We start from the raw sequence: 12,513 nt of genomic DNA, 5'->3' as shown, positions 1-12,513 counted from the left end.
TGGCGGCCGCTCACGCGCGCCGATTACGAACGCAGGGCGGTGTGACAGGCGAAATCGGCAATAGTTTTGCCGCCCCGTCATTTAAGACGATGCGCATAAAAAAGGGCGGACCCGAAAGTCCGCCCCTCATCCTTGCCGCGCCGCGCTTACTTCTTGCGCTGCGGCGGCAAATCGGTGCAAGTGCCGTGCGCCACTTCCGCCGCCATGCCGATGGACTCGCCCATGGTCGGGTGCGGGTGGATGGTCTTGCCGATGTCGGTGGCGTCGCAGCCCATTTCGATGGCCAGGCAGACTTCGCCTATCATGTCGCCCGCGTGCGGGCCGACAATGCCGCCGCCGATGATCTGGTGGCTTTCGGCGTCGAAAATCAGCTTGGTGAAGCCTTCGTCGCGGCCGTTGGCGATGGCGCGGCCGGAGGCGGCCCACGGGAACACGCCCTTCTCGATCTTCAGGCCCTGCTTCTTGGCCTCGTCCTCGGTGACGCCGACCCAAGCCACTTCCGGATCGGTGTAAGCCACGCCCGGAATCACGCGCGCGTCGAAGTAGGACTTCTGGCCGGCGCAGTTTTCCGCCGCCACATGGCCTTCATGCACGCCCTTGTGCGCCAGCATCGGCTGGCCGACGATGTCGCCGATGGCGAAGATGTGCGGCACATTGGTGCGCTGCTGCTTGTCCACCGGGATGAAGCCGCGGTCGGTCACCGCGATGCCGGCGTTCTCGGCGCCCAGCAGCTTGCCGTTGGGCGCGCGGCCGGTGGCGTACAGCACCAGGTCGTAGCGCTGCGGCTCTTTCGGCGCTTGATCGCCCTCGAAAGTCACCCACACGCCGTCGTCCTTGGGCTCCACGGCCACGGTCTTGGTGTTGAGCATGATGTTGTCGAAACGGTGGGCGTTCCACTTCTGCCACACTTTGACCAGGTCGCGATCCGCGCCCTGCATCAGGCCGTCCATCATTTCCACCACGTCCAGGCGCGCGCCCAGCGTGGAGTAGACGGTGCCCATTTCCAGGCCGATAATGCCGCCGCCGATGATCAGCATGCGGTTGGCCACGCCCTTCAGCTCCAGCGCGCCGGTGGAATCCACCACGCGCGGATCGTCCGGGATGAAGGGCAGCTTCACCACGCGGGAACCGGCGGCGATGATGGCGTTCTTGAATTTGACGATCTTCTTCTCGCCGCTCTCTTCGCGTCCCTTGCCGGTAGTGGCGGACACTTCGATATGATGCGGATCGATGAAATGGCCGTTGCCGCGCACGACTTCCACCTTGCGCGCTTTGGCCATGCCGGCGAGGCCGCCGGTCAGCTTGGCGATTACTTTTTCCTTGTAACCGCGCAGCATGTCGATGTCCACTTCCGGCTTGCCGAACTTGATGCCGTTGGCGGCCAGATGGCTGACTTCGTCGATCACCGCCGCATTGTGCAGCAGCGCCTTGGACGGGATGCAGCCCACGTTCAGGCAGACGCCGCCCAGGGTGGCGTAGCGCTCGACGATGACCACTTTCAGGCCCAGGTCGGCCGCGCGGAAGGCGGCGGAATAACCGCCGGGACCGCCGCCCAACACCATCACGTCGCACTCGATGTCGGCGCCGCCGCTATGGCTGGCGGCCACCGGAGCGGCTTGCGGCGCGAAACCCGCCTGGGTGGTGGCGGAAGCGACGCCGGTGGTTTCCACCGGTTTGGGCGCGGCCGGAGCCGCGGCGGCGCCGGCGGCTTCAACGATCACGATCACATCGCCTTCGGACACTTTGCCGCCGACGGCGATCTTGACTTCTTTTACCACGCCGGCGGTTTCCGCCGGCACTTCCATCGTGGCCTTGTCGGTTTCCAGCGTGATCAGGCTGGCTTCTTTCTCGATCACGTCGCCCGGCTTGACGAAGACTTCGATCACGTCCACGTTGTTGTGGCCGCCGATGTCCGGGACTTTCAGTTCAATCAGATTGCTCATGGTTTTCCATCCGCAACGTAAGGCGGAAGCCCGGGGGCCCCCGCCGCTATTCAGCAGAGTCGTTCGCTTGGGCGGCGCGCTCCGGCCAGGCCGGGGCGTCCGCCCGGCTGGCGATTACAGAATCAGGCGGCGCACATCGGACAGCAGTTTGCCCAGATGCACGGTGAAGCGCGCGGCAGCGGCGCCGTCGATCACGCGGTGATCGAAGGACAGCGACAGCGGGCACATCAGGCGCGGCGCGAATTCCTTGCCGTTCCACACCGGCTTGATCTGCGATTTGCAGACGCCGAGGATGGCCACTTCCGGCGCGTTGACGATGGGCGTGAAGCTGGTGCCGCCAATGCCGCCCAGGCTGGAGATGGTGAAGGTGGCGCCCTGCATATCAGTGGGCTTGAGCTTGCCTTCGCGCGCCAGCTTGGACAGATCGGTCAGTTCCTGGGCGATCTGGCGCAGACCTTTCTTGTCCGCGTCCTTGATCACCGGCACCACCAGGCCGTTAGGCGTGTCGGCGGCGAAGCCGATGTGGTAGTACTGCTTCAGCACCAGATTGTCGCCGTCCAGCGAGCTGTTGAAGTTCGGGAAAGCTTTCAGCGCCTCGGCGGCGGCCTTGATGATGAAGGCCAGCGGGCTGATCTTCAGGCCGGACTTTTCCCATTCCTTGCCCACGGTCTTGCGGAAGTCTTCCAGCTCGGTGATGTCGCACTCGTCGTTGAAGGTTACGTGCGGGATCATCACCCAGTTGCGCGACAGATTGGCGCCGGAAATCTTCTGGATGCGGGACAGCGGCTTGGTTTCGATCGGGCCGAACTTGGCGAAATCGACTTTCGGCCACGGCAGCAGATCCAGACCGCCGCCGGAGGAGGCCGCGGCGGCCGGGGCCAGCGCCGCCGGGTTCTGCATCACGCCCTTGACGAAGGCTTTGACGTCTTCTTCGGTAATGCGGCCCTTGCGGCCGTTGCCCTTGACCTTGCCCAGGTCCACGCCCAGTTCGCGCGCCAGACGGCGCACGGACGGACCGGCGTGGGCTTTGGAGAAGGAGGCTTCGTCGATGGCGGCGGCGGCCTTGGCAGGAGCGGCGGCAGGCGCGGCGGCCACCGGGGCCGGAGCAGCCGAGGCGGCGGCAGGAGCCGGGGCGGCGGCAACGGCGCCTTCGACCACCACGATCAGATCGCCTTCGCTGACCTTGTCGCCCACTTTCACTTTGACTTCCACCACACGGCCGGCGGCGGAGGCCGGCACTTCCATGGTGGCCTTGTCGGTTTCCAGCGTGATCAGGCTGTCGTCGACGGCGATCTCATCGCCGACCTTGACGGTCACTTCGATCACGTCGACGCCGTTGTGGCCTCCGATGTCCGGCACGCGGATTTCGCTGCGGCCGGAAGCCGCCGGCGCGGCAGGCGCGGCGGCGGGAGCGGCTGCAACCGGAGCCGGAGCCGGGGCGGCTGCAGGAGCCGGTGCGGCGGCTGCCGGGGCCGGCGCGGACGCTGCGGCGCCCACTTCCAGGATGGCGATCACGTCGCCTTCGGAGATCTTGCCGCCAACGACGGCTTTGACTTCCTTGATCACGCCCGCGGTTTCCGCCGGCACTTCCATGGTGGCCTTGTCGGTTTCCAGCGTGATCAGGGAATCGTCCACGGACACGGTCTGGCCCGGGACGATGAATACTTCGATGATGTCTACATTGCTGTGACCGCCGATGTCGGGCACTTTCAATTCGATCAGATTGCTCATGAGCTTTCCATTCGTAAGGCGGAAGCCCCTGTCGGGGCTTGCCGCCGGATATCCGCTACAGATTCGCTTGCCATGCAAAGGCGGAAGACCCCGGCCTGAACCGGGGCTTCCGCTCTGCGATTACACCTTCCAGCTAGGCAGCTTGTCGGTCTTGATGCCGTACTTGGCGATCGCCTCGGCCACCTTGGACGCTTCGATCTTGCCGTCGCGCGCCAGTGCGGACAAGGCCGCCAGCGCCACGTGGTAGCGATCCACCTCGAAGAAGGAACGCAGGTTGGCGCGGCTGTCGGAACGGCCGAAGCCGTCGGTGCCCAGCACCACGTAACGGCCCGGAACGTATTCGCGGATCTGGTCGGCGTAGTTGCGGATGTAGTCGGTCGCGGCCACCACCGGACCCTGACGGCCGGACAACTGCTGGGCCACGTAGGAGGCCCGCGCTTCGGCGGTCGGGTTCAGCAGGTTGTGACGCTCGGCTTCCATGCCGTCGCGGCGCAGCTGGTTGAAGGAGGTCACGCTCCAGATGTCGGCGCCGATGCCGAAGTCGGCCTTCAGCAGATCGGCCGCGGCCATCACTTCGCGCAGAATGGTGCCGGAGCCCATCAGCTGCACTTTCACCTGGGCGTCGCCGCCGTCCTGCAGCAGATACATGCCTTTCAGGATGCCCTCTTCCGCGCCCGCCGGCATCGCCGGGTGAACGTAGTTTTCGTTCATCAGGGTCAGGTAGTAGAAGACGTCTTCCTGCTCCGCGTACATGCGGCGCAGACCGTCCTGTACGATCACCGCCAGTTCGTAGGCGAAGGTCGGGTCGTAGCTGATGCAGTTCGGGATCAGGCCGGCCTGGATGTGGCTGTGGCCGTCTTCGTGCTGCAGGCCTTCGCCGTTCAGCGTGGTGCGGCCGGCGGTGCCGCCCAGCAGGAAGCCGCGGGCGCGCATGTCGCCAGCGGCCCAGGCCAGGTCGCCGATGCGCTGGAAGCCGAACATCGAGTAGTAGATGTAGAACGGAATCATCTGCTGGCTGCTGTTGGCGTAGCTGGTCGCCGCGGCGATCCAGTCGGCCATCGCGCCCGGCTCGTTGATGCCCTCCTGCAGGATCTGGCCGTCCTTGGATTCCTTGTAGAACATCAGCTGGTCATGATCCTGCGGCACGTAGTTCTGACCCTGGGTGGACCAGATGCCGTACTGGCGGAACATGCCTTCCATGCCGAAGGTGCGGGACTCGTCCGGCACGATGGGCACTACGCGCTGGCCGATGTTCTTGTCCTTCATGATGGTGCCCAGCATGCGGACGAAGGCCATGGTGGTGGAGAACTCGCGGTCGCCGGACGCTTGCAGCTGCGCGTCGAATACGGACAGTTCCGGCGTTTGCAGCGCGGTGGTCACCGGCTTGCGGGCCGGCAGGTAGCCGCCCAGCTCGGCGCGGCGTTCGCGCATGTACTTCATTTCCGGGCTGTCTTCGGCCGGCAGGTAGTACGGCACGTTCGCCAAGTCCTCGTCGGACACCGGAATGCCGAAGCGGTCGCGGAATTTGCGCAGCGAATCCAGATCCATTTTCTTGGCCTGGTGCGCGATGTTCTTGGCTTCGCCGGACGCGCCCATGCCGTAACCCTTGATGGTCTTGGCCAGGATCACGGTCGGACGGCCGTTGGCGCTGTTGGACGCCTCGTGGTAGGCGGCGTACACCTTGTGCGGGTCATGGCCGCCGCGGTTCAGCGCCCAGATCTCGTCGTCGGACATATTGGCGACCATTTCGCGCAGCTCCGGGTACTTGCCGAAGAAGTGTTCGCGAACGTAAGCGCCGTCCTTGGATTTGAAGGTCTGGTAGTCGCCGTCCACGCACTCGTCCATGCGCTTCTTCAGCAGGCCCTTGCTGTCCATCGCCAGCAGCGGGTCCCAACGCGAGCCCCAGATCACTTTCAGCACGTTCCAGCCGGAACCGCGGAAGTCGCCTTCCAGCTCCTGGATAATCTTGCCATTGCCGCGCACCGGGCCGTCCAGACGCTGCAGGTTGCAGTTGACCACGAAGATCAGGTTGTCCAGGCCTTCGCGGGCGGCCATGGAGATGGCGCCCAGGGATTCCGGCTCGTCCATCTCGCCATCGCCGCAGAAACACCAGACTTTGCGGCCGTGGGTCTTGGCCAGACCGCGGCTTTCCAGGTACTTGAGGAAGCGGGCTTGGTAGATGGCCATCAAGGGGCCCAGACCCATCGATACGGTCGGGAACTGCCAGAAGTCCTTCATCAGCCACGGGTGCGGATAGGAGGACAGGCCGTTGCCGTCCACTTCCTGGCGGAAGCTGTCCAGCTGCTCGGCGGACAGGCGGCCTTCCATGAAGGCGCGTGCGTACACGCCCGGGGAAATGTGGCCTTGGAAGTAGATCAGATCGCCGTCTTGCTCATCGTTCTGGGCGCGCCAGAAGTGGTTGAAGCCCACGTCGTACAGGGTGGCGGAGGATTGGAAGGAGGCGATGTGGCCGCCCAGCTCCAGATCCTTCTTGCCGGCGCGCAGCACCAAAGCGGCGGCGTTCCAGCGGTTGATCGAGCGGATGCGATGCTCCATCTCGTGGTTGCCCGGCGACTTCACTTCTTTGCCGAGCGGAATGCTGTTCTGGTATGCGGTGGTGGCGTCAAACGGCAGATGGGCGCCGCGGCGGCGGGTGCGCTCGACCAGTTTCTCCAACAGGTAATGCGCGCGTTCCGGGCCTTCGGCATCCAGCACCGACTCCAGCGCTTCAGTCCATTCCTGGGTTTCCAACGGATCGATATCGTCAGGGAAAGTTGCAGCCATCTCTGGTCCTCACAGCAAGGTGGATCGGGGGCCGTATGTAGCACTGCGCGGCCCCGCGTTATTGCAATCGGCTCGAATTCGAACCTATTTATTAGCTTCAGATTATAAACGAACGCAATCGCAAATAAAAATGTTCATTTGCGAAAAGAGCGCCGTATCTTGAGCAAGTGTACGTCTTCCGGCTTTCACAAAGGAATAGGTCAAGCGTACTAACGCTTGTTTCGGGGCGGAAAACAGCGGTTATTGCGCCGCACCATGTTGTTTTTTTGCGATTTACTGTCGCAAATTGAAACATTCGTTTCAGTTGCGCGCTTACTTCTTTCTCTCGTCCCGGACGAGCCGGTCCAGTTCGCGGATGCGCGCTTCGATTGAGGAGCGCAGGTAGAAATCGTCGCCCTTGGCCTTGCCGGCCAGTTGGAACTGCTCCATCGCCGGCTGGTAGCGCTGTTCATGATAGAAGGCGTTGCCCAAGGCCGCGTGGTAACGCAGCGGGTCGCGGTCGGCGTACAAGCTGGCCTGGCGCCGATACAGCCCCGGATTGTCCGGATGGCGGTTCAGCTGAGTCTTGATCAGGGCCAGCGCGCCCAGGCTGTCGCCGCTGGCGATGGCGACGTCGATGTCCAGCAACTGCAGCGACAGGCTCTGCGGAAAACGGGCCAGCCCGGCGCGCGCCGCGTTGCGGGCGGCCGGCCAGTCCTTGCGTTCGCGCTCTATCGCCACGTCCAGGCCCCGCAGCATCGGGTGGTCCGGCAGCTTGGTCCGCGCCTTGGCCAGCGCCTGGCGCGCGCCGGCGATATCGCGCTGACGCAGCTTGACCTGGGCCAGACCATACCACTGCGCGCCCTCGTTCAGGTACAGGCCGCGGTCCAGCGCCGCCTCGTAATAGCGCTCCCCTTCGTCCGGCGTCAGCGTCGCGGCGCGCAGTTTCTCGCGCACCAGCAGGTAGTCGACGCTGTCGGCGCGCATCTTCACCGGGTAGTCCAGCGCTCGGTTTTCCGCTTCGCTGATGCGCTCCAGCGTCACCGGGTGGGTGCGCAGGAAGGCCAGCGCCGCGTTGTCGCTGTAACGCTCGTTCAGCTGCAGCCGCTGAAAGAAAGCCGGCATGCTGCGCACGTCGAAGCCGGCCTGGCTCATGTATTGCATGCCGACGCGGTCGGCTTCGCGTTCGAAATCGCGCGAAAACGCCAGTTGGTTGGAAATCGACAGCCCCATGCCGGCGGACACCACGCCCATCGCGCCCTGGCCGCTGCCGGCCTTGGCCGCCAGCGCGGCGGCGATGATGGTGCCCAACAACAGCAAGGGGCTGGTGGCGCTGCTGGCCGCCTTCATCCGCGCGATGTGGCGCTGGGCGACGTGGGCGGTTTCATGCCCCAGCACCGAGGCGAGCTCGCCTTCGCTCTGGGTCGCCAGCAGCAGTCCGATATTGATGCCGATATAGCCGCCGGGCATGGCGAAGGCGTTGATGCCGCTGTCGTTGACGCAGAAATAGGTGAAACCGACGCCGGGCAGCTTGACGCCGCTGGAGAGCCGGCCGCCGATATCGTTGAGGTAATCGTTGACCTCCTGATCGTCGACGATGTCTCCCGCCTCCAGCATGGCGCGCCAGGCCTGGCGGCCGATGCGGTTTTCATCCGCCAGCGTCAGCGAGGCGTCCGACACCTCGCCCAGATCGGGCAAATCGGCATAGCTGACGGACGGGTGCAACAAGCTCAGCGCCAGCACGCCGGCCAGCAGGGTCTGTTTGGTCATCCGGCTATGATAGCCAGGTTCGCCCACAAGTTGCATGAGGCGGCGCAACATCAACTGTCAAAGAGTATGAGCGTCCCCGCCGTCCCGCCGCGGCGCGGTCAGCGCCTCCCACGCCGCTTGCGCGCTCAAGTGCACGCGGCCGTTGAAACCGGCCAACAGACCGCCGCCCTCCATCCGCTGCGCCACCGGCCCCTTGATCTCGGCCAGGTGCAGCGTCACGCCGCGCGCCGCCAGCTCCGCGTCCAGCCGCGCCAGCATCAGCAAGGCGCTGGTATCCACGCGATTGACCGCGCTCATGATCAGCACCAATCGCGTGCTTCCGGCCTGGGCGGCCAGCCGGCGCAGCGTCTCGCCGCGCACCTGGCGGGCGTTGCCGAAGAACAGGCTTTCGTCCACGCGCAGAAACAGCGCGCCGGGCAGGCGCTCCACCGCGAAACGCAGCCGATTGCGGAAATGATGACTGCCCGGCAGCCGGCCCAGTTCGGCGATATGCGGCCGGCTGCTGCGCCACAACATGGCCGCCAGCGACATCAGCACGCCGGCGACGATGCCGGAGTCCACCCCCAGCCACAGCACCAGAACAAAGGTCAGCGCGAACGCCGCCGCATCGGCGCGATCGACGCGCCAGGCCAGGCGCAGGCTGTCGAAACGTATCATGGCGCTGACCGAGGCGATGATCATCGCCGCCAATACCGATAGCGGCAGCAAGGCCAGCGCCGCGGCGGCGAAGCCGGCCAGCAGCATGAGGCCCAGGGCGGCGATCACCGAGGCCAGTTGAGTCTGGGCCCCGGCCTCGGCGTTGACCATGGAGCGGGTCAGCCCGCCGGTGACCGGGAAGCCGCCGGACAGGCCGGCGCCGATATTGCACAGGCCCAGCGCCAACAGCTCCCGGTCCGGATCCACCTCGTCGCCGCGGCGCTGCGCCAGCGCCTGGGCCACCGCCAGGCTCTGCACGTAATTGATCAGCGCGATGAAAAAGGCCGGCAAGGCCAGCTGCGACCACTGCTCCAGGCTCAGCCCCGGCCAGGTCGGCGCCGGCAGGCCCGGCGGGATCTCGCCCACCACCGGCAAGGCGGAGCGCAAATCCAGGCCGGCCACCAGCCCCATGCCCAGCAGCACCGCCAATAGCGGCGCCAGCCGCAGCCATAATTGCCGCGCCGGCGCGCTCAGGCCGCAGCGGCGCAGCAGCGGTTCGCCCAGCCAACGCGCCAGCAGCAGCAAGGCCAAGGCCGGAGCGCCGAGCAAGAGCGCGGCGGAATTGAACCCTTCGGCCGCTCGCCACAGCCCGGCCAGCAGCTGCGGCAAGGACGCGCCGCCGGCCTGCACGCCCAGCAAGGGCCCCAGCTGCGACAACACGATCAGCAAGGCCGACGCCGAAGTGAAGGCCGCCAGCACCGGCTCGGACAAGAGATCGGCGACGAAGCCCAGCCTCAGCAGGCCCAGCGCCGCCAGCATCGCGCCGGACAACAGCGCCAGGCCGATGGCCAGCGCCAGATAATCTCCCGAACCCGGCTCGGCCAGCCGCGACAGCGTGGCCGCCACCAATAAGGAAGTCATCGCCATCGGTCCCACCGACTGCGCGTGGCTGCGGCCGGCCAGCGCGTAAATCAGCAAGGGCGCGATGCTGGCGTACAAACCCGCCTGCGCCGGCAAGCCGGCCACCAGCGCGTAAGCCAGCCCTTGCGGCGCCAACAGCAGGGTCACCACCAGGCCCGCGCCCAGATCGCCCGGCAAGTAGGCGCGCCGGTAGCCGCGCAGCCAGGCAGGCAGCCAGAGCCTCATCCGCGCCGCTCCAGTCGTCCGGCCAGCCACAGGCCGGCCGCCATCGCCGGCAAAAACCAAGCGCTCTGCGGCGACAACATGCCGCCCAGCAACAAGGCCGGCCCCGGACAGATGCCGGCCAGGCCCCAGCCAATGCCGAACAAGAGGCTGCCGCCTATCAGCCGGCGCGTCAGCGGCGTCTTGACCGGCCAAGACGCCGGCTCGCCCAAGAACGCGCGCGGGCGGCGCTCGGCCAGACGGAAAGCCGGCCAGGCCGCGACGACGGCGCCAGCCATCACCAACGCCAGGCTGGGGTCCCAAACGCCGCCCAGATCCAGAAAGGCCAGCACCTTGGCCGGATTGGCCATGCCGGACAGCAACAGTCCCAGGCCGAACAACAGGCCCGCGCCCGCCATCGACAATAAGCGCTTCCACTCCGCCGCCATCTTCACGCCCCCCAATGTCTGAACACGGCCACCGCCACGAAGCCGGCGAACATAAAGGCCGCCGTCGCCGCCAAGGAGCGCGGCGACATGCGCGCCAGCCCGCAAACGCCGTGGCCGCTGGTGCAGCCGGAGCCCAGGCCCGCACCGAGGCCCACCAGCAAGCCGGCGGCCAGCAAGCGCATGCCGCCGGCCTCGATCTTGACGACGGGCAATTCGCCCGCCGCCAGCCACCACAGCGCCGGCGCGGCCGTCAGGCCCAGCAGAAAGGCCAAGCGCGCGCGCCAGTCCACCCGCCGTCCCAGCAGGCCGGCCACCATGCCGCTGATGCCGGCGACGCGGCCGTGCGACAGAGCCAGCCAGCCCGCCGCCGCGCCTATCAACACCCCGCCCGACAGGGCGGACCACGGCGTGAACGCCGCCCAATCCACGGCCATCACGCCGCCCCTGCCGGCTGGTCGGCGCAGAACAGCGCGTGCAAGGCGTTCAGCAAGGCCAGGGCGTCGGCGCTGGCCACGCTGTAATACACCCATTTGCCTTCGCGCCGCGTCGCCACCAGGCCCTCATTGCGCAATACGCCCAACTGCTGCGACAAGGAGGGCTGACGGATGCCGGTCAGACGCTCCAGCTCCGACACCGATTTCTCGCCGTCCACCAGCTGACACAGCAGCAGCAGCCTGTCCTCGTTGGCCAGGCCCTTCAACAATAAGGCAGCGCGGCCGGCATTGGCGCGCAGCATGTTCAAATCCATATTTCGTTCTCCCGCCGCCGCGATCCGGCGTCGCAAACATTATGTTTTATAATATAATGTAAATCAACTAACTGTTACCGCCGCGCCACACTGTCCGCCCGTCGCCACATGGCCTATCAGTCACCATCGCGCCGGGAAAAACTGTTGTAGACTCAAGGCCATGAACCTATTTCCAGCCGCGGCGCCGGCCCGGCCCAGCACCGCCATGGCCTCCACCCTCCTCCCGCCCGCCCCCAGGCAACTGGTGCACGAGCGCGGCATTCCCGCCTTCGGCGTGTACCAGGGCATCATCGAGCGGCTGGACTGGCGCGCGCTGAAAACCACGCCTTACCAAAGACTGACGCGCCGGCTGCATCACAAGCGCTGGCAATACGCGGCCATCGCCCACCCGGCCTTTTTCATCGGCGTCGCCATCGTCGACGTTGGCTGGACCGGCACCGCCTTCGCCTATCTGTTCGACCGCAAGAGCGGCGAAGTCATCGCCGCCGCCAGCGCCAACGGCCTGCCCGGCCTGTCCACGCGAATCGAGGACCGCGCCTTCGGCGACGCCGCCTTCCAGGCCGGCCGCTGCCGGCTGAGCTTCCGCCGCGACGGCGAGCGGCTGGAACTGGCGGTGGACTCGCCGCAGTTGAAGCTGGCCGCGCACATTCAATTGACGGACATGCCGCCGGTGCTGGCGGTGATCGCGCCGGCCAACTGGCTGGCCCACTCCACCCATAAAAGCGGCGGCCTCAGGATCAGCGGCTTCGCCGACTGCCAGGACCAGCGCTACTCGCTGGACGGCGCGGTGGCGGCGCTCGACTATTCCAACGGCCTGCTGGCGCGGGAAACCCGCTGGCGCTGGGCCAGCGCGCATTCGCTGGAACTGGGCTTCAATCTGCAGCAAGGCTATATGGGCGACACCGAGAACGCCGCCTGGCTGCGCGGCAAACTGATCCGGCTGGGGCCGGTGCGCTTCGACTACCAGCCGGAGGATCCGCTGCTGGGCTGGCGCATGCGCAGCGACAACGGCTTGCTGGACCTGAGCTTCGCCCCGGAGGGGGCACGCCGCGAAGACAAGAATCTGCTGATCGCCGCCAGCCGCTATGTGCAGCCTATCGGCCGCTTCAACGGCCAGATCCGCGACCCGGACGACGGCGCCGTCCATGTGGTCGACGACTTGCTCGGCGTGACCGAGGACCATCTGTCGCGTTGGTGAACGTAGCCCGCTCGATGCGGCGCGCCAGCGCCCATTCGCCGCCATTGTCTGGAGTTCATCGAAATTCCCTGCTGTAGTCAGGGAAATCCCTGGTTTGCGAAAACACAAGACCGGCCGGAACAACAGTGGTAGGATGCGCCCGCAACCGAGTAT

9 protein-coding genes are annotated in these 12,513 nt (G+C 66.1%); 1 reads left to right on the top strand and 8 read right to left on the bottom strand.

From position 1 onward, the window contains the following. Positions 1–146: 146 nt before the first annotated feature. The 8 genes from lpdA to ACODSD_RS00145 form a co-directional block, all read right to left on the bottom strand. Positions 147–1,943, bottom strand: coding sequence for a dihydrolipoyl dehydrogenase (gene lpdA / locus ACODSD_RS00180; RefSeq protein WP_107801037.1), 1,797 nt, complete (start codon positions 1,941–1,943; stop codon positions 147–149). Between the two features lie 114 nt (positions 1,944–2,057). Continuing rightward, on the bottom strand, positions 2,058–3,674 hold the full coding sequence (aceF, locus tag ACODSD_RS00175; RefSeq protein ID WP_488876545.1) for a dihydrolipoyllysine-residue acetyltransferase: 1,617 nt from the start codon (positions 3,672–3,674) through the stop codon (positions 2,058–2,060). 120 nt (positions 3,675–3,794) lie between these two features. Continuing rightward, a complete protein-coding gene (gene aceE, locus ACODSD_RS00170; RefSeq protein ID WP_488876544.1) occupies positions 3,795–6,458 on the bottom strand; it encodes a pyruvate dehydrogenase (acetyl-transferring), homodimeric type in 2,664 nt (887 codons plus the stop codon). 312 nt (positions 6,459–6,770) lie between these two features. Continuing rightward, positions 6,771–8,207 carry a M48 family metalloprotease gene (locus tag ACODSD_RS00165; protein WP_488876543.1) on the bottom strand — a complete coding sequence of 479 codons (1,437 nt, stop codon included), beginning with the start codon at positions 8,205–8,207 and terminating at the stop codon, positions 6,771–6,773. A gap of 57 nt (positions 8,208–8,264) precedes the next feature. Then, the gene (locus tag ACODSD_RS00160) at positions 8,265–9,989 is read right to left on the bottom strand and encodes a SulP family inorganic anion transporter (RefSeq protein WP_488876542.1); all 1,725 of its coding nucleotides are present in this window, start codon (positions 9,987–9,989) and stop codon (positions 8,265–8,267) included. Next, the gene (locus ACODSD_RS00155; RefSeq protein WP_488876541.1) at positions 9,986–10,414 is read right to left on the bottom strand and encodes a DUF6691 family protein; all 429 of its coding nucleotides are present in this window, start codon (positions 10,412–10,414) and stop codon (positions 9,986–9,988) included. Before ACODSD_RS00155 ends, ACODSD_RS00160 begins: the two co-directional genes overlap by 4 nt. A 2-nt stretch (positions 10,415–10,416) precedes the next feature. Continuing rightward, on the bottom strand, positions 10,417–10,848 hold the full coding sequence (locus tag ACODSD_RS00150; protein ID WP_488876540.1) for a YeeE/YedE family protein: 432 nt from the start codon (positions 10,846–10,848) through the stop codon (positions 10,417–10,419). Then, positions 10,848–11,162 carry an ArsR/SmtB family transcription factor gene (locus ACODSD_RS00145; RefSeq protein WP_043589439.1) on the bottom strand — a complete coding sequence of 105 codons (315 nt, stop codon included), beginning with the start codon at positions 11,160–11,162 and terminating at the stop codon, positions 10,848–10,850. The genes ACODSD_RS00150 and ACODSD_RS00145 overlap by 1 nt, the downstream gene beginning before the upstream one ends. 160 nt (positions 11,163–11,322) lie before the next feature. Here ACODSD_RS00145 and ACODSD_RS00140 point away from each other — a divergent pair, with 160 nt between their 5' ends. Then, complete coding sequence (locus ACODSD_RS00140) at positions 11,323–12,360, top strand: DUF2804 domain-containing protein (protein ID WP_488876539.1); 1,038 nt, start codon at positions 11,323–11,325, stop codon at positions 12,358–12,360. Positions 12,361–12,513: the final 153 nt, after the last annotated feature.

This window comes from Chromobacterium sp. FG22, assembly GCF_057809415.1.
The sequence above is the reverse complement of the archived record's forward strand: the minus strand, read 5'-3'. Positions and strand labels throughout refer to the sequence as shown.

Coding starts and splice junctions, on each gene's coding strand:
- ACODSD_RS00160 (WP_488876542.1), bottom strand. CDS start 9,989: ATGAGGCTCTGGCTGCCTGCCTGGCTGCGCGGCTACCGGCGCGCCTAC.
- ACODSD_RS00145 (WP_043589439.1), bottom strand. CDS start 11,162: ATGGATTTGAACATGCTGCGCGCCAATGCCGGCCGCGCTGCCTTATTG.
- lpdA (WP_107801037.1), bottom strand. CDS start 1,943: ATGAGCAATCTGATTGAACTGAAAGTCCCGGACATCGGCGGCCACAAC.
- ACODSD_RS00150 (WP_488876540.1), bottom strand. CDS start 10,848: ATGGCCGTGGATTGGGCGGCGTTCACGCCGTGGTCCGCCCTGTCGGGC.
- ACODSD_RS00165 (WP_488876543.1), bottom strand. CDS start 8,207: ATGACCAAACAGACCCTGCTGGCCGGCGTGCTGGCGCTGAGCTTGTTG.
- aceF (WP_488876545.1), bottom strand. CDS start 3,674: ATGAGCAATCTGATCGAATTGAAAGTGCCCGACATCGGCGGTCACAGC.
- ACODSD_RS00155 (WP_488876541.1), bottom strand. CDS start 10,414: ATGGCGGCGGAGTGGAAGCGCTTATTGTCGATGGCGGGCGCGGGCCTG.
- aceE (WP_488876544.1), bottom strand. CDS start 6,458: ATGGCTGCAACTTTCCCTGACGATATCGATCCGTTGGAAACCCAGGAA.
- ACODSD_RS00140 (WP_488876539.1), top strand. CDS start 11,323: ATGAACCTATTTCCAGCCGCGGCGCCGGCCCGGCCCAGCACCGCCATG.